This is a genomic window from Serratia sp. TSA_105.2 (assembly GCF_052692115.1).
This window is the reverse complement of the sequence record NZ_JBQZFT010000010.1, coordinates 34,179-56,214: the sequence shown is the minus strand read 5'-3', so window position 1 is coordinate 56,214 and position 22,036 is coordinate 34,179. Positions and strand designations below refer to the sequence as shown.

Below are 22,036 nucleotides of genomic sequence, written 5' to 3'. Positions count from 1 at the left end.
CTAAGGAGCTGCATTTGGCAGTGGGTCGAGGACGGAAAGCGACGCTGGCTAGCGTGGCCGCACAGGCAAACGTCAGTAAAATCACCGCGTCGCGGGCATTTTCACAGCCGGACAAGGTTCATCCGGAAACGCTGCGCCGCATTCGGGAGACCGCTGCCGAACTCGGTTATGTGGTCAATGCCGCGGCGCGCAACCTGCGTGCGAAAAGCAGCAGAACCATCGGCATCGTCAACCCTGATATGGCCAACCCGTTCTTTGGCGGCCTGACACGCTTGATGACGCTTGAAGCGCAAAAAATGGGGTATGACACCCTGGTGTTCGACTCCTATGAGTCTCAGGAAAGCGAAGACAGAATCATCGACAAACTGATTGGCTACAACGTCGATGCGATCATTCTCTCGGTCATTTCCAACGATCATCTGTACCAGCCTTCCTATCTAAAACGGTTGGAAACATTGAATATCCCGGTGGTGCTGATCGACCGGGAGCTGGATAATCGCCACTGCAGCGGGGTGTATATCGATAACCTGGACTGCGGCCTCCAGGCGGGGCGCTGGCTGCTGGAACAGAAGGCGCAGCGGGTGGTGGTGGTCTCCGGGCCGGAAAACTCCAACGTCGCGCGTGACAGGGTAACTGGCTTGCAAGCGGCATTACAAGGCAAGGTGGCGTCGCTTGAAGTGCTGTATGCCGATTTCTTTATGGATGTCGCCTGGCAAGAGACGAGCCGATGGCTGGCCAATAACCGCGCGCCGGACTTTTTCGTCGGCTGCAATAACCAGATCTCCCTGGGCATTATCAAGGCCTGCATCGAGCATCGGCTGCCGTTGATGCAGGACGTGGCGCTGTTCAGCATCGATGAGGTTTCGCATGCCGAGATCTACGGTTTTCATTTCCCCTGCGTGTCGCACGATTTGCAAGAGATCGCCTGGCAAGCGTTGAATCTGGCGATCCGTCGTATTGCCGACCCCGAGATCAAACCGGGCAAGGTGGTGGTGCGAGGAAAACTCATCGCGTAGCGGCGGCGCCGTTCGCTTGACCCGTCATTTTTTAGCGCGTTGCGCCGTTTACGGCTCATCCCCCCGGCGGGACGGATTAGCAACCACAAACCGCTTCCTGCGGCCGCCGCGCCCAGCAGCATCGGCCAGGAAAGGGGCTCATCGAACATTAACCATGCCCAGCAGAAAGTGACGAAGGGACTGAGAAACAGCAGGCTCGTCACGCGCAGCGCAGAGGTGAGCCTTAAACAAAACCAGTACAGACCGTAGCCGCCCAGCGTCGCCAGTAGCGCGGTCCAAAGCACGCCGATCACAAAGCCCGTCGTCATGGTTGGCAGCAACGGGCCTTCAGCGCCGGCCATCGCGGCGAAAGCCAGTGCTGAAACCGCGCTTTGTATGCCCAGCGCGGCCGGCAAACTCATTGCCTGCGTCTGCGGCAGCCGTTGCTGCCACAGCGTCGCCAGCGCCAGCGACAGCATCCCCGCCAGAGGCAACAAGTAGCTCCACATTGGGGCGTTTCCCCATGAGATGGCGCTGCCGGTCGCCAGCGTTACCCCGCTAACCCCCAATGTTAACCCGAACCAGACGCGACCATCGGGCAGGCGGCGCTGCAACAGCATGCTGAGCAGTGCCGTGCCGAGAGGGAGCAAATCGGCGATGAGCGCGGCCAGCCCGGCCGGCACGCCATATTCAATGCCTTTGCTGACGCCGGTCAGGTAACCGGTCATGGCGAGCAACCCGATCCCGGCGTGAACAGCTATCGTCAGCGGAGATGCGCGCCTTATTGCGTTCAGACTAAACGGCAGCAGCGCGAACGCGACCATGATGCAGCGCCAGAACGCCACCAGCAACACCGGCGCGTAATCGGCGGCGAAGCGGATGCCGACGAAGCCGGAGCTCCAGGCTACGATCAACAAGACCTCAGCCGCAGCCAGCCAGAGGGCGGCTTTGCCGCGATGTTTGCCGCAGTGGGAAGAGGGGCGGAATTGTGGCAGGGACATGGTGGTCACCTCCTTTTCCGCCCGATGGTAGTGAGTGGCTATAATTTAATAAATCGAATAATTTTTGTTTAGTTGTTTAGTGGAGTTAAATCATGCGGCCGACATTGGATATCGATCTCTTGCGCACTTTTCACGCCATTGCGCGTTTGGGGCAATTTCGCGCGGCGGCGGCATTTGTCAATCGCAGCCCCGCCGCCGTGAGCGTGCATATCCAGCGCCTGGAACAGCTGGCTGGCGGGCGCCTGCTGGAGCGAGACAATCAGTCCGTGGCGTTGACGCCGCTGGGAAACAGGCTGCTGGCCTCGACGCTCGGGCTGCTGAACGCCCATGACGATATTCTGCGGGAGCTGCAGGGCGCGCCGCTGAGCGGCCATATTAAATTGGGATTGCCCGATGAGTACGCTTCTCATGTGATACGCCATATTTTGCCGCGGTTTGCCGACAGTTTTCCCGCGGTGGAGCTGGAGGTCTCTACCGCCGCCAGCCAGGCGTTGGTGGAACAAATTGGCCGTAATCGGCTGCATCTCGCGCTGGCGGTTCAACCCTCGGGGAGACAGTGCCAGACACCACTTGCGATGACTGCGCCGGTGTGGGCCGGAGGCCGTTCGCTGGCGCTGCAGGCTAACCGGCCGCTGCCGCTGGCGTTGCATGCCGCCGATTGCCCTTATCGCGAAGCGATGCTCGAGGCGTTGACGGCCGCGGGGCGGCCATGGCGGGTCATTTTAAGCAGTCCTTCGGCCAGCGTGGTGGCCTCTTGCGTAGAGGCGGGGTTAGCCGTCACGTTGCTCGATCGGGCTCGACTCTCTGGTGCGATGCGGATACTCGAAGAGTTGCCACCGGTCGCGCCGTATGAGGTGCAACTGCTGCGATCTTTCGCCGCCGACGGCGAGCCCGCGACGACGATGCTGGAGAAAGTCATCGGCGAGTATTTTCAGGGCGGCGAACACATCGTGCAGTAAACGTGGCCAAACCTAGGAGGGCCGCTTCACATCCTGCAACCCAAACAGCGCTGCCGCATTGCGATCCAAAATGGCGTTCACGTCTTCCTCAGGCAAACCCGCGCGCCGGATGTAGTCCACCGTGGTTTGAAACAGTTCGCCTGGCTGGAACGGAAAATCGGTGCCGAACAGCAGCCGCCCAGTGCCGAAAGTCGCTGCCGCCGCTTGCAACGCGGGCACCTGATCGTGGCCTACCGTGTCGTACCACATGCGCAGGGCGGCGCGGCTTGGGGGTTCCGGCGTATTCGGCGCCTCCCACGCGACGGTTTGGTCGAGGCGTTCCAGCGTCATCGGCAGCAGGCCGCCCAGGTGCGGCACAATGATTTTCATCTCCGGAAAGCGTTGGGGGATGCCGTTGAGGATAAAGTGCATGGCGGCGACCGTGTCTTCGATCGGCGCGCCGATCGACCAGGTCAAGGCGTAGTCGGCGATCAGCGGCGAGTGCGCGCCGCGGCCGGCGGGATGAATGGCCAACACGCTGCGGCGGCGGTTGAGTTCCTGATAGAGCGCCTCGAACAGCGGGTTGGCGATAGACAGCCCGAGCACTGAGGTGGTGATGCAGGCGCCCAGCATGTCGAGCTGGGTAAAGGCCCTTTCAAGCTCGCGTAACGCCGCGTCGATATGCGGCAGCGGCAAAGAAGCGATAGCCCGAAAGCGGGTGGGATAACGCGCTACCAGCTCCGCATATTCATCATTGATCCGGCGCGCGGCATCAACGGCCGCCTGCTCGTCTTCCAGATGCGGCGACAGCGGCGTCGCCGACAGGATTTGCATGTCGATGCCGGCGCGATCCAGCAGGGCGAAGCGCGCGTCGAGTTCGCGCTCGGTGCGGCCGGCGCCCAATTGCCGATAGGCGCCGACTTCGTGCACGCCATGCGTTTGCAAAAGATCCAGATACTCTGTGCTCCACAGGTGAGCGTGTACGTCGAGTCGCATTGGTCGATCTCCGGAGTTCGCGGCGATGCCGCGGGTTCAGGAGAGTATAGGCGGGCGACGCGACAGCCCCTGGAGGGAGGGCACTTTTTCTACCGACGGGTTAGGGCGAGAGCACGCATTGATCCGGGAACGGCGTGCCGTTCCCGATCAGGCCGCGTGCAGCAGGTCAGAACACCTGTTTGAACGGTTTCACCGTCACGTCGGCGTAGACGCCGGCGGCGATATAAGGATCCTGCTGCGCCCAGGACTGAGCTTCTGCCAGCGACTCGAATTCGGCGATCACCGTCGAACCGGTAAAGCCGGCGGCGCCGGGATCGTTGCTGTCGATGGCCGGGTTAGGGCCGGCGACCACCAGGCGGCCGGCGTCGCGCAGCGCCTGCAGGCGCGCCAGATGTGCCGGGCGCACCGCCAAGCGATTTTCCAGCGAGTTGGGGACGTCTTGCGCGTAGATCAGATAAAGCATGTTTCACCTTTAAAATCATGGCTATAAAACGGTGCTACCAAGGTAGCGCAAAAGGCGCGGCAGGGGAACGGTGCGCGGCGAATTTCCCGGCGGATTGGCGCTTATGCCTTGAAGCCGCTACCTTTTATTCGTATAGTGCGGCGCGCTTAAACTGATATGCCATTGAGGTGAGGATATGACGGAACTGGTAAGGGAAAAACTCGATTTGCCGGCGGGCAAAAGTAAACTGCTGCTGCACTCTTGCTGCGCGCCCTGTTCCGGCGAGGTGATGGAAGCGATCCAGGCCTCCGGGATCGAGTACGCCATTTTCTTCTATAACCCCAACATTCACCCGCAAAAAGAGTATCTGCTGCGCAAGGAAGAGAACATCCGCTTCGCCGAGCAGCACGGGGTGCCGATCATCGATGCCGATTACGACACCGACAACTGGTTCGCCCGCGCCAAGGGGATGGAGAATGAGCCGGAGCGCGGCATTCGTTGCACCATGTGTTTTGACATGCGTTTTGAGCGCACGGCGCTGTATGCGCATGAGCACGGTTACGACACCATTTCCAGCTCGCTGGGTATTTCGCGCTGGAAGAACATGCAGCAGATCACCGACTGCGGCATCCGGGCGGCGGAAAAATATCCCGATCTGGTGTACTGGGATTACAACTGGCGCAAGAAGGGCGGTTCGTCGCGCATGATAGAGATCAGCAAACGCGAGCGCTTCTATCAGCAGGAATACTGCGGCTGCGTCTATTCGCTGCGCGACACCAACCTGCACCGCAAGGCGCAAGGGCGGCCGCTGATTAAGCTGGGCGTGCTTTACTATGGCGATGAAGAATAACGCTTAATCATCGCAATCAACCCGCTACGGCGGGTTTTTTATTTTTTGACGCCCGGCCAAACGTTAACCAAGCGTGTTGTTCCGGCGATAAAAAAGCAACGGTGAGGTTAATATCCTTATGAGTTTGCTGGTTTTAGCCGCGCAGACTGACGATTAAAGCGATAGTTTGCCTTTCGTTATTGAATATGATTGCTATTTGCATTTAAACTTGGCGAACCAGAGGAAACAGAATCATTATGCCGCTAAAAAAGATGTTCCTTAATCGCCGTATATCCGTGCCTTTCGTCTTGTCCGTAGGCCTGCACAGCGCCCTGGTGGCGGGATTGCTTTACGCTTCGGTAAAAGAAGTGGTGGAGCTGCCGAAGCCAGAGGACGCGCCGATCAGCGTCATGATGGTCAACACCGCCGCGATGGCTGAGCCGCCACCGCCGGCGCCGGCCGAACCGGAGCCGCCGCAGGTCGAACCTGAGCCGGAGCCAGAACCGGAACCTATCGTGGAGCCGCCGCCGAAGGCGATCGTGAAGCCGGAGCCGGTCAAGCCGAAACCGAAGCCTAAGCCGAAGCCGAAGGTCGAAAAGCAGGTGAAACCGGAGCCGAAGAAGGTTGAGCCGCGCGAGCCGTCGCCGTTCAACAACGATTCGCCGGCCAAACCGATCGATAAAGCGCCGGTGAAACAGGCGCCTGCCGCGCCGGTGCAGGGCAACTCGCGCGAGGTCGGGCCAAGGCCGATCAGCCGCGCCAATCCGCTCTATCCGCCGCGGGCCCAGGCCTTGCAGATCGAAGGCAACGTGCGGGTACAGTTCGATATCGACAGCGACGGGCGCGTCAGCAACGTGCGTATCTTGTCGGCCGAACCGCGCAACATGTTTGAGCGTGAAGTGAAGCAGGCGATGCGCAAATGGCGCTATGAAGCCAAAGAAGCGAAAGATCGCACTGTCACTATCCGCTTCAAGCTGAATGGCACGACCGAATTGAACTGAGTTCGGTCAATACCAAAAGAAAGGGTCGCCTCGGCGACCCTTTTTGCATTTGCGGCGTAGCGTCAGCTTATTCTTCGAAGCCAACGCGGAAATTCATTTTGCCCTCAGGCAGCGCGCGCGAGTTGCCCTCCGCATCGACCGCCACATAGGTGAACACCGCTTCGGTCGCCCGGTAGCGTTGGCCGATCGGGGCGGAGGAGACTTTCTTGACCCACACTTCGATATTGATGGTGATCGAGCTGCGCCCGGTACGGATGCAGTGCGCATAGCAGCAAACCACATCGCCTACCGCCACCGGTTTCAGGAAGGTCATGCCGTCCACGCGCACGGTCACCACGCGCCCTTCGGCGATCTCTTTTGCCTGGATGGCGCCGCCGATATCCATTTGCGACATCAGCCAGCCGCCGAAAATATCACCGTTGGCATTGGTATCGGCCGGCATCGCCAGCGTGCGCAGCACCAGCTCGCCGCTGGGTAAAGGTCGTTGTTGTGTCATAGCAGTCTGCTTTTAAAAGGAGGGAATAACATCATACTGCCCGCGGCAAGCGCCGCAGGCATTAACAATTTTGTAACTATTTTTTCTGTTCTTCCGGCATGTGCCGGTAAATATAGATACCGCTGAGGAGGGTGAAGACCAGCGTCAGCACCGTCAGGCCAAAGACTTTGAAATTGACCCAGACGCTTTGCGGCAGCCAGAAGGCGACATAGATGTTCGCCAGGCCGCAGGCCAGGAAGAAGACCGCCCAGGCCAGGTTGAGGTTGCTCCACACTTTGTCCGGCAACGTCAACTCTTTGCCCAGCATGCGCTGAACCAGCGGTTTTTTGAGCACCCACTGACTGATCAGCAGCGCCAGCGCGAACAGCGCGTAAATCACCGTGACCTTCCATTTGATGAACAAATCGTTGTGGAACACCAGCGTCAGGGTGCCAAACACCAGCACCATCAGGAAGGTGATCAGCGTCATCTTCTCGACCTTGCGGTATTTCACCCAGGTGAATACCAGCGCCAGCGCGGTGGCGACAATTAACGCGCCGGAAGCGACGTAAATGTCGTACAGCTTGTAAAAAGCGAAAAAGACAATTAACGGGAGGAAATCAAGAAACTGCTTCATAAATCAATCCATCATCTGTTCATCGGCCGACTATACCGGATTCGGCGAGCTCTGTGTACCGCCGGGCGTTGCCGATTATCGACGTTTGGCCGGAGGATTTCTGCCGCGAAAGCAGGAATTTGCATAAACTTACGCAAGAAAGTGCGGGCACATTGCCAGCGCGGGCCGCAGGCCGCATAGTAAGTAGCATAATAACCAGATAATTTACCGCGGAAAACAAGCATGCAGTGGAAATCTCTCCAGGCCCTGACGCCGGGTTTGACGCATTTATTGGGCTATCAACGCAGCTGGCTCAAGCCGGATATTCGCGCCGGCCTTTCCGTCGCCGCCGTCGCCTTGCCGGTGGCCATCGCCTATGCCGAGCTGGCCGGGGTCAGCCCGGTGGTGGGGCTCTATTCCTGTATTTTGCCGATGATGGCCTATGCGCTGTTCGGCTCGTCGCGCCAGCTGATCGTCGGGCCCGACGCCGCCACCTGCGCGGTGATCGCTGCGGTGGTGACGCCGCTGGCGGCGGGCAATATGGAACGCCATTGGCAACTGACCATCATGATGACCGCGATGATGGGCGGCTGGTGCCTGCTGGCCAGCCGGTTCAAGCTGGGGGCACTGGCGGATCTGCTGTCGCGGCCGATCCTCAGCGGGCTGCTGAACGGCGTGGCGATCACCATCATCGTCGATCAGATCGGCAAGGTGTTGGGATTCACGGTGCACCCGGCGCAGCTGATCGAGCGCATCTACGCGCTGCCCGGTAACCTGCTGCACAGCGACTGGCTGACGATGACGGTGTCGTTGTTGACGCTGGTGACGCTTCTCGGATTTAAAAAATGGCGGCCTAACTGGCCGGCGCCGCTGTTTGCCATCGTGCTGGCGGCGTTCGTGACCTGGGCCGGCGGTCTGCAGCAGCATGGCGTGGTGACGGTGGGCGGTTTCAGCGGCGTGTTGCCGATCGTCCAGTGGCCGGATTTTCAGCCAGGACTGCTGCGCGACATGGTGATCCCGGCGCTCAACCTGGCGGTGGTGAGTTTTGTCAGCATGATGCTCACCGCCCGCAGCTTCGCCGCCAAGAACGGTTATGAGGTGAACGCCGACGCCGAGTTTCGGGCGCTAGGGCTGGTGAATATCGTCTCGGCGCTGTCGCAAGGTTTCGCCATCAGCGGTGCGGATTCACGCACCGCGGTGAATGACGCCAACGGCGGCAAGAGCCAGCTGGTGTCGGTCATCGCCGCCGCGGTCATCGCCTTCGTCTTGCTGTTCCTGATGGCGCCGCTGCAGTTTATTCCGGTGGCGGGATTGGGCGTGGTGCTGATGTATGCGGCCTGGTCGCTGCTGGACATCCGTGGTATCTGGATCTTGCGCCGCCGCAACGCGCAGGCGTTCCGCCTGGCGCTGTTTACCTTTCTCAGCGTGCTGCTGGTGGGGGTGATCAGCGGCATCGGGCTGGCGGTGTTACTGGGGCTGATGCAGTTTCTGCGCACTGTCTTCCGGCCGACGGAACAGCTGCTGGGCGTCAACGACGAAGGCATGATCCATTCCATGGGCAACAACAATGGGGTGAAGGCGGTGCCTGGCGTCATGATGTATCGCTTCAATTCGCCGCTGACCTATTTCAACGTGGCGTACTTCAAACGCCGTATTCTCAATTTGGTCGACGGCACGCCGTTCCAGCCGCGCTGGGTGGTGGTGGATGCGGTAGCCAGTTTTACCCATGCCGATATCAGCGTGCTGGCGGCCATCGACGAACTGAAACGTGACTTGTTACAGCGTAACGTTAAGCTGGTGCTGGCGGGGCGCCGCACCGAGCTGACGCGCTGGTTCCGCATCAATCGCTTAGGGCGCGACAAAGAGTTGATTTTGGTGCCGGACCTGTATCTGGCGCTGAAGCTGATTCAGAGTAAGGAGCAGGCGGAAGCCGCCACGGTGGGGTAAACAAAAAAGGGGCGCGCCGAAGCGTGCCCCTTGGGTTTTGATTGCGTCGGCGTTAGCCGCGCAGCAGCATGTACAGGCGGAACAGGTAGATCAGCAGCAGGGCAGACACCAGGTTGCTCAACGCGGTCAACACCACGCTGGCGACGTTCGGCGTCAGCACCGACAGGTGGCTCACCAAAAACAGCACCAGCAGCTTGGCCGCCAGCCACAGCATCATCGCCGGCACCAGCACGCGCGCATTGGCGAAGGCCAACTTGCTGCTCAACTTGAGCGAGGCGAACACGCCTTTCTTGTCGACGGAGGCGATCACCGGCGCCAGCGCGAAGGCGATAGCCATCAGCACGCCCGGCACCACAAACAGCGTCAGGCCGAGCTGGATCAGCAGGGTGCAGATAAACAGCAGCAGTAACAGACGTGGCAGGTCGGGCGCCGAGGCGCCGAGCGCGCGCAGGGCGCTGGTGCGTTCTCCTTGCGACACCAGACGGATCAGCGTCAGCATCCCGCCGACCAGCAGCACGTTGCCGACCAGCGCGGAGAAGGTGGCGGCCGCCGACACTTTCAGCAACACCATCTGCTGTTCCGGCGTCATCTGCTGGATCACTTCTTGAATGCCCATACCGGTAGACGAAGCGAAATCGCTGGTGGTGGCAGCGAGCGTCGCCAACTGTTCGGCATCGGGGCTGAAGGCCTGATTCAGCAGCACGGAGATAAACGCCGTCAACAGCGCCAGCATCAGGATGCTGGCCAGTTGGTTGCGTAAAAAGTTAAAACTGTCACGGTACAAAGCGTTGGCCGTGATAGGCATGCAGACTCCTTGGCGTCGGGAAAACAGAGATAAATCAGTGGGTGATTGTACCCTGTTCCACGCCGCTGTGGCACCCCGCGAATTGCACTACGCCTATTTCTTCAACGATCGTCGTTTCAGGCAGCGAGAGCGGCAGGGGCACCGGCAAGGGCGGCAGGCCGTAGCGTTCGCGAGCGCGATCGCAGGCTTCGTTGCGCAGGCCGTTTTCACCGGACTGATCGAACTCCCGGCACGGGCTGGGCCGATTGAGGTAGATCGAGCAGGACACGGCTTTGCCGATCTCGCCGTCCAGCGCGTTGCAGCGGGGGGACTTGCTGTTGGTCCCCTTCATGCAGCGCAGGAACGGGGTCAAAGGCTCCGTTAAGGAAAGGGGAACGGTGCCGCCGCCGTCTTCGGCTTCGGCCCAATAGAATGACACTCGAAAATAACCGCAGCATGCGCCGCAGCTGACACAGGGATTAAGGATTTCGCTCATCTTGATTGCCCACCGACTCCTCACGGCACCAACCAAAACCAACACGGAAAATGAAATTACCTCAGCCGCAATTTTCTCCGCAACCGAAATTTGAACATGTAGATAATTTGCAACAAAATCGATTTTTTGATGCAGATCAATCCTTGATTTATTAGGCGGTTAGGTAACCTTGTTTTTAGTAGGATTTTAAATTTTTACACATAAGATGTGATCTCGATGGGATCACAAATACCCGAAAGTAGGTATATTCCCCCTCGGGCGATTAACCACACAAATGGAATGGATAATGAAAAAGACAACTCTGATGGTATTGGCGACGATGATGGCGCCTATGTTGGCAAGTGCGCATCAGGCCGGTGATTTCCTGTTCCGCGCGGGAACTGCGACGGTGCGTCCAAATGCGGGTTCGGACAACGTGCTGGGGTTGGGTTCGCTGGATGCGAAAAACAACACCCAGCTCGGTCTGACCTTCGGTTACATGGTGACGGACAACATCGGCGTTGAGTTGTTGGCCGCAACGCCATTCCGCCACAAGGTTACGCTGGGCGGCACCGATCTGGCGACCGTTCACCAATTGCCGCCTACGCTGATGGCGCAATACTACTTCGGCGACAAGCAGGACAAACTGCGTCCTTACCTGGGTGTCGGCGTTAACTACACCACCTTCTTCGACGAGAAGTTCAACGACTACGGCAAAAGCGCCGGGTTGAGCAACCTTGATCTGAAAGACTCCTGGGGTGTGGCGGCGCAGGCCGGCCTGGATTACAACCTGGATGAGCACTGGATGCTGAACATGTCGGTGTGGTGGATGAACATCGAAACCAAAACTCGCTTCAACGATGCGAATGGCGGGCACCACAGCTTCGATACGCGTCTGGATCCGTGGGTGTTCATGTTCGGGGCGGGTTATCGCTTCTGATGAAGGCCGCAATCAGGGAGGCGTTGCGCCTCCCTGTGTCGGTATTATTTAATCTGCATTACGTTTTCAACCGATTTCACACCGGCCACGCCGCGTGTGACCTGCACCGCACGGTTGGCGTCATCGCTGGACGTCACAAAGCCGCTCAGCTGCACGCGACCTTTAAAGGTTTCCACGCTGATCTCGCGTGACTTGATGTTTTTATCCGCCAACAGTGCCGATTTCACTTTGGTGGTGACTACGGTGTCATCGATATAACCGCCCGTTCCCTCTGATTTTGCCGTCGGCGCGCAAGCGCTCACCGCGACCGCCACAACGGCTGCCATGCACAAGGCTGAAAGGGTTTTAAACAGCTTCATAAATTACTCTCCATGCAATGTTATGGTTGAAATTCGCTACGGTTTTTCGCCGCAGCGAGCGCATTCCCCAAATCAAACGAAGAAATGCATAGCGAACAAACTTCATTGTGAGACAAGACTTGAGTTTGTTCAAATTTTTGCTGTAAATAAATGGAACAAACTTTGAGGGGAAACAAGCTGTTAAAGCGAGCGCCGGCGGGGCGCTCGCTGGAGAGGATCACGCGCGGGTGGCGCGCTTCATACTGCTGGCGAAGGCCGCCAGCCTGGTCAGCATCTCCGCCGGGTTGGCATGGTGCTGTTCGATGATTTTGACGATTGCCGAGCCGGAGATCGCGCCGGCGGCCCCGGCCTGCAGCGCGGCCTTTACCTGCTCGGGTTCGGAGATGCCGAAGCCCTGCAGCGGCGGCGCGGCGTGATACTCGCGCAGCTTGTTCACCAGGTGATGCAGCGGCAGCTGCGCCCGGCTTTCGGTGCCGGTCACCCCGGCGCGCGACAGCAGATAGGTGTAGCCGCGGCCGTGCGAGGCGATTTCACGCAGCAGATCGTCATCGGCGTTCGGCGGGCAGATGAAGATCGGTGCGATACCGTGGCGTGCGGCGGCGGCGCGGAACGGCGCAGACTCTTCAAACGGCACGTCGGCGACCAGCACCGAATCCACGCCCACTTCGGCGCAGCGTTGGTAAAACGCATCGATGCCTTTATGGAACACCAGGTTGGCGTACATCAGCAGGCCGATGGGAATGGTCGGGTGCTTCTGGCGGATGGCCGCCAGCATCTCGAAGCACTGGGTCGGCGTGACGCCGGCGGCGAAGGCGCGCAGCGTCGCGCTTTGGATGGTTGGGCCGTCCGCCAGCGGATCGGAGAAGGGGATACCCAGCTCCAGCGCGTCCGCGCCGGCTTCGATTAGGGTGTCGATAATCTGCAGCGACAGCGCCGGGTTAGGATCGCCCAGCGTCACGAACGGGACGAAGGCGCCTTCCTTGCTGCTTTCCAGGCGCGTGAACAGTTGCTGATAACGTTCCATCAGATTTCTCCCCGTGCTTTTAAAATGTCGTGAACGGTAAATATGTCTTTGTCGCCGCGGCCGGACAGGTTGACCACCAGGATCTGCTCTTTCTGCGGCGTTTCACGGATCATTTTCAGCGCGTGCGCCAGGGCGTGCGAGGATTCCAGCGCCGGGATGATGCCTTCATGGCGCGACAGCGCCTTGAACGCTTCCAGCGCTTCGTCGTCGGTGATCGACACGTATTCGGCGCGGCCGGTACTGTTCAGGTAGGCATGCTGCGGCCCGACGGACGGGAAGTCCAGCCCGGCGGAAATCGAATAGGACTCTTCAATCTGGCCTTCGGCGGTCTGCATCATCGGCGCTTTCATGCCGAAGTAGATGCCGACGTGGCCGTGCTTCAGCGGCGCGCCGTGCTGGCCGGTTTCGATGCCCAGACCGGCGGGTTCCACGCCGATCAGCCCCACGTCGGCGTCATCGATAAAGTCGGCGAACATGCCGATGGCGTTGGAGCCGCCGCCGACGCAGGCGATTACCGCATCCGGCAGGCGGCCTTCGCGCTCCAGCACCTGAGCTTTGGTTTCTTCGCCGATCATGCGCTGGAATTCACGCACGATGGTGGGATACGGGTGCGGGCCGGCGGCGGTGCCGAGCATATAGTGGGCGGTTTCATAGCTGCCGGACCAGTCGCGCAACGCTTCGTTGCAGGCGTCTTTCAGGGTGGCGGAGCCGCTGTGCACCGGGATCACTTCCGCGCCCATCAGCCGCATGCGGAATACGTTCGGCGACTGGCGCTCAACGTCTTTGGCGCCCATATAGATGCGGCATTTCAGACCGAGCAGCGCGCAGGCCAGCGCCGACGCGACGCCGTGCTGGCCGGCGCCGGTTTCCGCGATGATCTCGGTTTTGCCCATGCGCTTGGCCAGCAACGCCTGGCCCAGCACTTGGTTGGTCTTGTGCGCGCCGCCGTGCAGCAGATCTTCGCGCTTCAGATAAAGCTTGGTGTTGCTGCCGGCGGTGAGGTTTTTGCACAGCGTCAGCGCCGTCGGGCGGCCTGCGTAGTTCTTCAACAGATCGATAAATTCAGCCTGAAATGCCGGATCGCGCTGAGCGCTGACAAAGGCTTCTTCCAGTTGTTTCAGGGCCGGCATCAGAATTTGCGGCACATACTGGCCACCAAATTCGCCGAAGTAGGGGTTAAGCAGCGTCATGAGAGTTCCCGTTATTATCCGTTATTAATATAGAGCCGTATTCAGTAGGCGCGCAGGGTCTGGAAGACCGAGGCCAGGCGCGCGGGATCTTTGATGCCCGGTTCGCTTTCCACGCCGGAGTTGAAGTCCAGCCCGGCGCAGCCGAGCTTGGCCGCTTCGACGCAGTTGTCGGCGCGCAGGCCGCCCGCCAGCATCACGTTAGTCAGATCTTCGTCTTGCAATACCGACCAGTCGAAGCGTTGGCCGGTGCCGCCGGCGCCGTTGTCCAGCAGATAACGGTCGACATGCTGCAGATCGCGCGCCGGCACTCTATCTTTCACGCTCAGCGCTTTCCAGATGCGGCAGTCGGCCGGCAAGCGGGCGCGCAGGGCGCTGATATAGGCCTGGTCTTCCGCGCCGTGTAATTGCACCGCATGCAGACCGAGGCGCTCAACGGTCAACGCCACGGTATCGACCTGGGCGTCGCAGAACACGCCGACGTACTTCAGCGGCGCGCCGGAGATCACTTCGCGGGCGCGGGTGATGTCCACATAGCGCGGCGAACGGCCGACGAAGATTAGCCCGCCGTAGATGGCGCCGGCCTGATAGGCGGCGGCGGCGTCTTGCGGACGGGTCAGGCCGCACACTTTGTTGTCGCCCAGGATCACGCGGCGCACGGCGGCGCGCAGATCGGGTTCCGACATCAACGCACTGCCGATCAGGAAGCCGTTGGCGTAATGGCTCAGCTCGCGGATCTGCCCGTAGTTGTTGATGCCTGATTCGCTGATCACCGTCACGCCATGCGGTACGTGCGGCGCCAGCTGACGGGTGCGGTTCAGATCGATGCTCAAATCGCGCAGATCGCGGTTGTTGATGCCGACCACGCGCGCTTCAAGCGCGATCGCGCGCTGCAGCTCTTCTTCACTGATCACTTCGGTCAGCACGCCCATATTCAGGCTGTGGGCCACTGCGGCCAGTTGGCGGTACTGCTCGTCGGTCAACACCGACAGCATCAGCAGGATCGCATCGGCCTGATAGTAGCGCGCCAGGTAAATCTGATAGGGATCGATGATAAAGTCTTTGCACAATACCGGTTGGCTGACGGTTTTACTGACCAGCGGCAGGAAATCGAAGCTGCCCTGAAAGTATTTCTCGTCGGTCAGCACCGAGATCGCCGAAGCGAAATCTTTATACACCGTGGCGATCTCTACCGGATCAAAGTTCTCGCGAATCAGCCCCTTGGAAGGCGAGGCCTTCTTGCATTCGAGAATGAAAGCCGTCCGGGTGCCCTGCAGCGCGTGATAGAAGCTGCGTTCGCTCGGCACGATGTCATTCTGAAAGCCGGCCAGGGGCTGTTGCTCTTGTCGCGCCGCGATCCATTGCGCTTTGTCGCGGACAATCTTGTGTAGCACGGTTTCCTGCATCATTTATCCTCTTGCCGCCAGTGCGATGACACGCTCATAGGCCTGCCCGCTGTTGATCATATCCAGTGCCTGCCGCGCATTTTGGCGCAGGTCTTCATGTCCGAATAACTTCAGAAGCAACGCGACGTTGGCCGCGACCGCCGCGGCGTGCGCCGGCTCGCCTTTACCTTGTAACAGCCGCGCCAAAATGTCACGGTTTTCTTCCGGCGTGCCGCCCAGCAAGGCTTCCAGCGGATAGGTTTCCAATCCGAAGGACTGCGGCGTGAGCTGGTAGCTGCTGATTTCGCCGTTGTTCAATTCCGCTACGTGCGTCGGGGCGTGGATCGCCACCTCGTCCATGCCGCCGCCGTGAACCACCGCCGCACGTTGATAACCCAGCACGCGCAGGGTTTCGGCAATCGGCAGCACCAGTTCCGGGCTGTAAACGCCGATCAGCGCCAGTGGCGGGCGCGCCGGGTTGATCAGCGGACCCAGCACGTTGAACAGCGTGCGGGTTTTCAGCTGCTGGCGCACCGGCATGGCGTGACGGAAACCGGTGTGGTACTGCGGCGCGAACAGGAAGCACACGCCGAGATCGTCCAGCGCCTTGCGCGCTTCTTCCGCCGGCAGATCCAGGCGGATGCCGAACGCCGCCAGCAGATCCGAAGAGCCGGAACGGCTGGAGACGCTGCGGTTGCCGTGTTTGGCGATCTTCGCGCCGCAGGCCGCCGCCACAAAGGCGCTGGCGGTGGAAATATTGATGCTGTTGGTGCCGTCGCCGCCGGTGCCGACGATATCGGCGAACGGGTAGTCAGGGCGCGGGAACGGCTGAGCATCTTCCAGCAGCGCTTTGGCGGCGCCGGCGATCTCTTCCGGGCGCTCGCCGCGGACTTTCATGCTGATCAACGCCGCCGCCAGTTGGCTCGGCTCCAGCTCGCCGCGCACGATGGCGCTGAACAGCTGTTGGCTTTCCTGCTGGCTCATCGACTCGGCGCGGTACAGTTTCTCAAGAATAGGTTGCATCGTCGTGTTCCTTATATTACTTCGCCAGCGCCCAGGCGAGGGTCTGCTCAAGCAGGCGCGCGCCATGGGTGGTCAGAATCGATTCCGGGTGGAACTGGAAGCCGCACACGCGGCGACGGTCGTCGCGCACCGCCATCACCATCTCGCCGAAACGGGCGTTGACGGTGAGATCGGCCGGGATATTGCTGCCGACCAGCGAGTGGTAGCGCGCCACCGGCAGCGGATTGGCCATGCCGGCGAACATGCCTTCACCATCGTGAACAATCGCCGAGGCCTTGCCGTGCAGGATCTCGCCCGCCTGGCCGACCTGGCCGCCGTAGGCTTCGACGATCGCCTGGTGACCGAGGCAGATGCCGATGATCGGCAGCCGGCCGCGCAGGCGCTGCAGCAGCTCCGGCATGCAGCCCGCTTCGGACGGCGTGCCGGGGCCGGGCGACAGCATCAGCACCGGCTGGGTCATGTGTTCCAGGCGTTCGATGATCACCTCGGCGGCGATCTGGTTACGGTAAATCACCACCTGGTGGCCGCTGGCGCGCAGCTGATCGACCAGGTTGTAGGTAAAGGAGTCGACGTTGTCGAGCAACAGGATATCGGCCATCAGAACACCTCCTTGGCATGGTGCGCAGTGGCGATGGCGCGCAGCACGGCACGGGCTTTATTACGGGTTTCGTCGGCTTCCGCCTGCGGGACGGAATCCAGCACCACGCCGGCACCGGCCTGCACGGTGGCGATGCCGTCTTCAACGTAGGCGGAACGGATGACGATGCAGGTATCCAGATCGCCGGTGGCGGTGAAGTAGCCTACCGCGCCGCCGTAGCTGCCGCGGCGCGTGCCTTCGGAGGCGGCGATCAGCTGCATCGCCCGCACTTTCGGCGCGCCGCTCAGGGTGCCCATGTTCATGCAGGCCTGGTAGGCGTGCAGCACGTCGAGATCGGCGCGCAGGGTGCCCACCACCCGGGAAACCAGGTGCATGACGAACGAATAGCGGTCCACCTTGGTCAGGTCGGCCACGTAGCGGCTGCCGGCCTGGCAGATGCGCGCCAGATCGTTGCGCGCCAGATCGACCAGCATCAGGTGCTCGGCCAGCTCTTTGTGGTCGGTGCGCATTTCCAGCTCGATGCGGCTGTCGAGATCCAGATCCAGCGAACCGTCGGCACGGCGGCCGCGCGGGCGAGTGCCGGCGATCGGGTAGATTTCGATTTGGCGATTGCCTGCGTCGTATTTCAACGCGCTCTCCGGCGAAGCGCCGAACAGGGTGAAGTCATTATCCTGCATGAAGAACATATACGGGCTGGGGTTGTTGTCTTTCAAGGTCTGGTAGGCCGCCAGCGGCGCCGGGCACGGCAGGGAGAAGCGGCGCGACGGCACCACCTGGAAAATCTCGCCCTGGCGGATCGCTTCCTGCAGCCCGCTGACCACCGCGCCGTACTCTTCGTCGCTCTGATTGCAGCTCAGCTGCATGTTTTCCAGCGTTTGGTGCGGGATCGGCTGTGGGGTTTGTTGCAATTCGGCCTGCAGCTGTTCCAGACGTTGCTGCAAACGCTGCGCTTCACTCGCCTGCTCACTGAAGACGCTGGCCTGCAGACGGGCCGTACCGCGTTGGTGATCCAGCACCAGCAGGGTTTCCGCCAGATAGAAGCAGAAGTCCGGGCAGCGTTGATCCTGGCGCAGTGCCGGCAGGTCCTCGAACCCGGCGACCAAATCGTAGGCGAACAGGCCGCCCAGCATCACGGCTTCGCGCTCGTCCGCCGGGGAGTCCACCAGGGTCAGCAGCGTGCGCAGCGCGTCGAACACCGACAGTGAGCGCAGGCGGGCATCTTCGTCCTGCACCGCGTCGATCGCCGGGAAGGTCAGCTCGCGACCGTTGGGGCGTGCCTGATTGCGCACCTCAGGCGGCAGCGCTTCGTCCAGCAGCGGCAGCAGCGCCGCGCCGTTGGCGCTCAGCGCCTGCACGCTGACGGTGCGGCCCAGTGCGGTAATGCGCAGCGCGCTGTCGATCACCAGCAGGCTCTGCAGATTCTGTTTGCTGTTGATTTCCGCCGATTCCAGCAGCAGGGTGGCCGGACGGGCGCCGCACAGCTGGTGGAAAATAGTAGTGGGGTCGCCCCGGTAGCTGGCTTGCGCCTTCAGCAATGTCAGTTGTGGTTTGGTGTTCATCATCGGTGGTTCCAGTGAATTCTGTCCATAAAAAAGCCCGCATCAGGTGCGGGCTCAGGAAATCTGCATTGTCAGATGACAGCTATGCGCGATTACACCGCCCGCAAGAGGGAGGTACGCCACCAACCGTGAAGAGAAATGTAGTTGTTCATTTGCAGACTCTCTCTGTTAACGCTCATCCGACACGGCTGTTGCCGTGAACTTGCGTACTAGTTAACTGGTTCACGAAGGCAAAGTCAACCCTCTTTTTGCACAATGTTTTAGCGGTCAGCGTGAATTCTATTCATCATCCACCTGGCGCCTGTGGTCAGGGCAGAATAGATTTCCGTCCGGCCGCCGATAACGGGTATGATAGAAAACCAAGCCATTGCCGGATAGCCGTTTTGACAGACAGTAACCCCCCATCCACCGCTTTTACTCTGTACGATCTCCACAGCCACACGACCGCCTCCGACGGCTATCTGACGCCGACGCAGCTGGTGCTGCGGGCGGTCGAGATGCGCGTGGGCGTGCTGGCGATCACCGATCACGACACCACCGCAGGCTTGGCCGAGGCCGCCGCCGCCATTGCGGAGCAGGCGTTGCCGCTGCGGTTGGTCAACGGGGTGGAAATCTCGACGCTGTGGGAAAATCATGAGATCCATATCGTTGGGTTGGGTATGGACGTCGCGCACCCGGCGCTGGTGGCGCTATTGGCGGAACAAACCGAACGTCGCAATCGGCGGGCGCAGGAGATCGGCGTGCGCCTGGGTAAAGCGCGCATTCCCGACGCCTATGCCGGCGCCCAGCGGCTGGCGGGCGACGGCGCGGTAACCCGCGGCCATTTCGCCCGTTACCTGGTGGAGACTGGCGTGTCGGACAACATGGCGCAGGTGTTCAAGAAATACCTGGCCAAAGGCAAAACCGGCTACGTGCCGCCGCAGTGGTGTACAATAGAACAAGCCATTGATGCGATTCATCAATCGGGCGGCCAGGCGGTGGTAGCGCATCCCGGCCGTTACGATCTGACCGCGAAGTGGTTGAAACGTTTGCTGGCGCATTTCGCCGAACACGGTGGCGACGCCATGGAAGTGGCGCAGTGTCAGCAGGCACCGCATGAGCGCTCGCAATTGGCGAAATACGCCCAGGACTATCGCCTGTTGGCCTCGCAAGGTTCTGATTTTCATCAGCCTTGTTCGTGGATCGAACTGGGGCGCAAGCTGTGGCTACCGGGCGGCGTCGAGCCGGTGTGGCGCGATTGGCCGCAGCCGGGCCAGGCGGTCTGATTTTACGCGCGTGGCAACGCGCGCGAGCATCATTTAGGAGCAAGTCATGAGTCAGCTTTTTTATATTCACCCGGACAACCCGCAGCCGCGCTTGATTAACCAGGCGGTTGAGGTGCTGCGCAAGGGCGGGGTGATCGTTTATCCCACCGATTCCGGCTATGCGCTGGGTTGCATGCTGGAAGAGAAGGCGGCGATGGAGCGCATTTGCCGTATCCGTCAGTTGGACGGCAACCACAACTTTACCCTGATGTGTCGCGATTTGTCCGAGTTGTCGACCTATGCGCACGTCGATAATACGGCGTTCCGCCTGATCAAAAACAATACGCCGGGCAACTACACCTTCATTCTGAAAGCGACCAAAGAAGTGCCGCGCCGCCTGATGAATGAAAAGCGCAAAACCATCGGCCTGCGCGTGCCGTCGAACCCGATCGCATTGGCGCTGCTGGAGGTGCTGAACGAACCGATGATGTCCACCACGCTGATGCTGCCGGGCAATGACTTTGCCGAATCCGATCCGGAAGAGATCAACGATCACCTGGGCAAGGTGGTCGATCTGGTGATCCACGGCGGCTTCCTCGGCCAACAGCCGACTACGGTTATCGATCTGACCGAATCCTCGCCGGAAGTGGTGCGCGAAGGGGCGGGCGACGCGGCGCCTTTCCGCTGATGTCAAAGGTTGCCACCTTGCTCATTGTCTGAAAATCGGCTGAAGCGACGCTATTTCGCGTGAAAGCCGCTATTCTTGATTACTTCAGAATTGATAATGGGCAGGATGCGCAGCAATGATTAAACAGGTTTCTTTTTTAGCGGCCTTATTATTTTCCTCAATGGCAAATGCGGGGTTTTATTCGGGCAGCGGTTTGCTGGCCGAATCCGGCGGTTACGTAAAAAATAAAAGCGGTGAAGCCACCGTGGCCGAAGCGCTGAATGGCGGCATGTTCATGGGATACGTCGCCGGCGTATTCGATACCTATTCCATGCAGGGCAACCGCAATATCTGCCCGGCGGCCGGGATGAGCATCGGCGTAGCCGCCGACGCGGTGATGCAGTATTTGAACGAGCATCCTGAACAACTGCATTATTCCGCACCGTCGGTGATCATGCTGGCGTTAAGCGCCGCCTATCCCTGCGTGCGCCATTAAGTTCCCATTCCAATTCGTGCGCATTTTTTCATAAGGTGCGCTCGGGCCGCTTTCCGCACGAACTTCAATAGATCAATGCCTGCTGCGCTGTCACCTTATCCTCGTCGGTATTTCCCGAACGGGTCGGGGAGAGACGCGCAGGAGGTAATATGACCGCATTTCACAGTGCCAACATGATGCTCGATTATCAGGATATCGGCTCAGGGCCACTCACGCTGGTGTTGCTGCCCGGCTGGTGCGAACCGAAAACGGTATTCGAACCGTTTATCGCCTTGGCGGCCGAACGCTATCGGGTGATCAGCATCGACTGGCGTGGCCACGGCCTGTCGTCAAAAGCGGCGGAGATGTCGCTGGCGGCGGACGATTTACTGGAAGATGTGCGTCAGCTGCTGACGGCGCTGCGTTTGGATGACGTGGTCACCCTGTCGGTGGCGCACGCCAGCTGGCTGGCGGTGGCGTTGGCCGAAGCGTTGCCGCAGCGGGTACGGGGCATGGTGTTTCTCGACTGGATCATGACGCAGCCGGAACCGGCGTTCTTTACGGCGGTGAGCCGCATGCAGCAGCCGCAGCAGTGGCTGGCGGCGCGTGATGCCTTGTTCGACTTCTGGCAGGGCGGCATCCGCCACGATCGGGTCAAACGCCATCTGGAGGTCGAGATGGCGCAGGAGGATTACCGGCTCTGGCGTGCCGCCGGCGTGGCCATCGAACAGGCCTACCGGCAATTCGGCTCGCCGCTGCAACGCCTGGCGGGAATGAGCGCGCCGCCGCCGTGCCGGCATATCTACTCGTTGGACCGCCGCGACGACTATCTGCGGCAGCAGCAGGCATTTGCCGCCGAGCAGCCGTTTTTCTCCGTGGTGCGTCTAGGAGAGGCTCGTACTCACCTCGGCATTCTGGAACGGCCTGACGCGGTGCTGTGGGCGGTGGAGGATTTTTTGGCGCGGTGAACGCCGTCTGAAGGGGGCCTCCGCCGATAAAGTGGGTTTCAACACCTTAGAAAGCCTGTATAATACGCGGTTCGATCCTGATAAACGTATTATGACCGTTGTGGCGCT

Annotated in this window: 21 protein-coding genes, 2 pseudogenes and 1 other annotated feature; of the genes and pseudogenes, 10 read left to right on the top strand and 13 right to left on the bottom strand. The window is 60.3% G+C overall.

The features are described from left to right. Positions 1 to 14 precede the first annotated feature (14 nt). Positions 15 to 1,016 (top strand): LacI family DNA-binding transcriptional regulator, encoded by a 1,002-nt coding sequence (locus tag ACUTSC_RS21430; RefSeq protein WP_033647592.1) that lies wholly within the window; start codon positions 15 to 17, stop codon positions 1,014 to 1,016. A 134-nt stretch (positions 1,017 to 1,150) separates the two neighbouring features. Here ACUTSC_RS21430 and ACUTSC_RS21425 read toward each other — a convergent pair. Beyond that, positions 1,151 to 1,996 (bottom strand): annotated as a pseudogene (locus ACUTSC_RS21425) (DMT family transporter); the annotation flags it as partial. Positions 1,997 to 2,088: 92 nt separating this feature from the next. Here ACUTSC_RS21425 and ACUTSC_RS21420 point away from each other — a divergent pair. Beyond that, positions 2,089 to 2,955, top strand: coding sequence for a LysR substrate-binding domain-containing protein (locus tag ACUTSC_RS21420; protein WP_197767376.1), 867 nt, complete (start codon positions 2,089 to 2,091; stop codon positions 2,953 to 2,955). Between the two features lie 12 nt (positions 2,956 to 2,967). Here ACUTSC_RS21420 and ACUTSC_RS21415 read toward each other — a convergent pair whose 3' ends face one another. Then, entirely contained in the window at positions 2,968 to 3,930 is a 963-nt protein-coding gene (locus tag ACUTSC_RS21415; RefSeq protein ID WP_445653545.1) for an amidohydrolase family protein, read from the bottom strand. Between the two features lie 166 nt (positions 3,931 to 4,096). Further along, the gene (locus ACUTSC_RS21410; protein WP_197767374.1) at positions 4,097 to 4,393 is read right to left on the bottom strand and encodes a YciI family protein; all 297 of its coding nucleotides are present in this window, start codon (positions 4,391 to 4,393) and stop codon (positions 4,097 to 4,099) included. Positions 4,394 to 4,568: 175 nt separating this feature from the next. Here ACUTSC_RS21410 and ACUTSC_RS21405 point away from each other — a divergent pair, with 175 nt between their 5' ends. After that, positions 4,569 to 5,222, top strand: a complete 654-nt coding sequence (locus ACUTSC_RS21405; RefSeq protein WP_025303057.1) for an epoxyqueuosine reductase QueH — start codon at positions 4,569 to 4,571, stop codon at positions 5,220 to 5,222. Positions 5,223 to 5,458: 236 nt separating this feature from the next. Continuing rightward, complete coding sequence (tonB, locus tag ACUTSC_RS21400; RefSeq protein ID WP_016927510.1) at positions 5,459 to 6,202, top strand: TonB system transport protein TonB; 744 nt, start codon at positions 5,459 to 5,461, stop codon at positions 6,200 to 6,202. Positions 6,203 to 6,269: 67 nt separating this feature from the next. Here the strand turns inward: tonB and yciA are convergent, their stop codons facing one another. Together yciA and ACUTSC_RS21390 are read right to left on the bottom strand one after the other, a co-directional pair. Beyond that, complete coding sequence (yciA, locus tag ACUTSC_RS21395; RefSeq protein ID WP_004932085.1) at positions 6,270 to 6,698, bottom strand: acyl-CoA thioester hydrolase YciA; 429 nt, start codon at positions 6,696 to 6,698, stop codon at positions 6,270 to 6,272. A gap of 76 nt (positions 6,699 to 6,774) precedes the next feature. After that, complete coding sequence (locus tag ACUTSC_RS21390) at positions 6,775 to 7,314, bottom strand: septation protein A (RefSeq protein WP_004932082.1); 540 nt, start codon at positions 7,312 to 7,314, stop codon at positions 6,775 to 6,777. A gap of 222 nt (positions 7,315 to 7,536) precedes the next feature. Here ACUTSC_RS21390 and ACUTSC_RS21385 point away from each other — a divergent pair, with 222 nt between their 5' ends. Then, positions 7,537 to 9,240, top strand: a complete 1,704-nt coding sequence (locus tag ACUTSC_RS21385; protein WP_197767373.1) for a SulP family inorganic anion transporter — start codon at positions 7,537 to 7,539, stop codon at positions 9,238 to 9,240. Between the two features lie 52 nt (positions 9,241 to 9,292). Here the strand turns inward: ACUTSC_RS21385 and ACUTSC_RS21380 are convergent, their stop codons facing one another. Both ACUTSC_RS21380 and ACUTSC_RS21375 read right to left on the bottom strand, forming a co-directional pair. Beyond that, positions 9,293 to 10,045, bottom strand: a complete 753-nt coding sequence (locus tag ACUTSC_RS21380) for a YciC family protein (protein ID WP_063990052.1) — start codon at positions 10,043 to 10,045, stop codon at positions 9,293 to 9,295. A gap of 34 nt (positions 10,046 to 10,079) precedes the next feature. Beyond that, positions 10,080 to 10,520 carry a YkgJ family cysteine cluster protein gene (locus ACUTSC_RS21375; RefSeq protein ID WP_197767372.1) on the bottom strand — a complete coding sequence of 147 codons (441 nt, stop codon included), beginning with the start codon at positions 10,518 to 10,520 and terminating at the stop codon, positions 10,080 to 10,082. A 286-nt stretch (positions 10,521 to 10,806) separates the two neighbouring features. Here ACUTSC_RS21375 and ompW point away from each other — a divergent pair, with 286 nt between their 5' ends. Next, positions 10,807 to 11,439, top strand: coding sequence for an outer membrane protein OmpW (gene ompW / locus ACUTSC_RS21370; RefSeq protein ID WP_004932076.1), 633 nt, complete (start codon positions 10,807 to 10,809; stop codon positions 11,437 to 11,439). Between the two features lie 44 nt (positions 11,440 to 11,483). Here the strand turns inward: ompW and ACUTSC_RS21365 are convergent, their stop codons facing one another. From ACUTSC_RS21365 to ACUTSC_RS21340, 6 genes and pseudogenes are all read right to left on the bottom strand, one after another. After that, positions 11,484 to 11,798: a BON domain-containing protein gene (locus ACUTSC_RS21365; protein ID WP_025303053.1), complete on the bottom strand. Its 315-nt coding sequence runs from the start codon at positions 11,796 to 11,798 to the stop codon at positions 11,484 to 11,486. 217 nt (positions 11,799 to 12,015) lie between these two features. Then, positions 12,016 to 12,822 (bottom strand): tryptophan synthase subunit alpha, encoded by an 807-nt coding sequence (trpA, locus tag ACUTSC_RS21360; RefSeq protein WP_142110002.1) that lies wholly within the window; start codon positions 12,820 to 12,822, stop codon positions 12,016 to 12,018. After that, positions 12,822 to 14,012, bottom strand: a complete 1,191-nt coding sequence (trpB, locus tag ACUTSC_RS21355) for a tryptophan synthase subunit beta (RefSeq protein ID WP_033634762.1) — start codon at positions 14,010 to 14,012, stop codon at positions 12,822 to 12,824. The genes trpA and trpB overlap by 1 nt, the downstream gene beginning before the upstream one ends. A gap of 41 nt (positions 14,013 to 14,053) precedes the next feature. Further along, on the bottom strand, positions 14,054 to 15,415 hold the full coding sequence (gene trpCF, locus ACUTSC_RS21350; RefSeq protein ID WP_197767422.1) for a bifunctional indole-3-glycerol-phosphate synthase TrpC/phosphoribosylanthranilate isomerase TrpF: 1,362 nt from the start codon (positions 15,413 to 15,415) through the stop codon (positions 14,054 to 14,056). Positions 15,416 to 15,418: 3 nt separating this feature from the next. Then, a pseudogene (trpD, locus tag ACUTSC_RS21345) lies at positions 15,419 to 17,015 on the bottom strand (bifunctional anthranilate synthase glutamate amidotransferase component TrpG/anthranilate phosphoribosyltransferase TrpD). Then, on the bottom strand, positions 17,015 to 18,577 hold the full coding sequence (locus ACUTSC_RS21340) for an anthranilate synthase component 1 (RefSeq protein WP_197767371.1): 1,563 nt from the start codon (positions 18,575 to 18,577) through the stop codon (positions 17,015 to 17,017). Before ACUTSC_RS21340 ends, trpD begins: the two are co-directional and overlap by 1 nt. A 24-nt stretch (positions 18,578 to 18,601) precedes the next feature. Continuing rightward, positions 18,602 to 18,705, bottom strand: a sequence feature (Trp leader region). 252 nt (positions 18,706 to 18,957) lie between these two features. Between ACUTSC_RS21340 and rnm the strand changes: the two genes are divergently transcribed. The 4 genes from rnm to ACUTSC_RS21320 all read left to right on the top strand — a co-directional run bounded on the left by rnm (position 18,958) and on the right by ACUTSC_RS21320 (position 21,928). Then, a complete protein-coding gene (rnm, locus tag ACUTSC_RS21335; RefSeq protein ID WP_197767370.1) occupies positions 18,958 to 19,839 on the top strand; it encodes an RNase RNM in 882 nt (293 codons plus the stop codon). Positions 19,840 to 19,885: 46 nt separating this feature from the next. Beyond that, positions 19,886 to 20,506 (top strand): L-threonylcarbamoyladenylate synthase, encoded by a 621-nt coding sequence (locus ACUTSC_RS21330; RefSeq protein WP_197767369.1) that lies wholly within the window; start codon positions 19,886 to 19,888, stop codon positions 20,504 to 20,506. 115 nt (positions 20,507 to 20,621) lie between these two features. Next, the gene (locus tag ACUTSC_RS21325) at positions 20,622 to 20,981 is read left to right on the top strand and encodes a Rap1a/Tai family immunity protein (protein WP_046898939.1); all 360 of its coding nucleotides are present in this window, start codon (positions 20,622 to 20,624) and stop codon (positions 20,979 to 20,981) included. 149 nt (positions 20,982 to 21,130) lie between these two features. After that, complete coding sequence (locus tag ACUTSC_RS21320) at positions 21,131 to 21,928, top strand: alpha/beta fold hydrolase (protein ID WP_197767368.1); 798 nt, start codon at positions 21,131 to 21,133, stop codon at positions 21,926 to 21,928. Positions 21,929 to 22,036 lie beyond the last annotated feature (108 nt).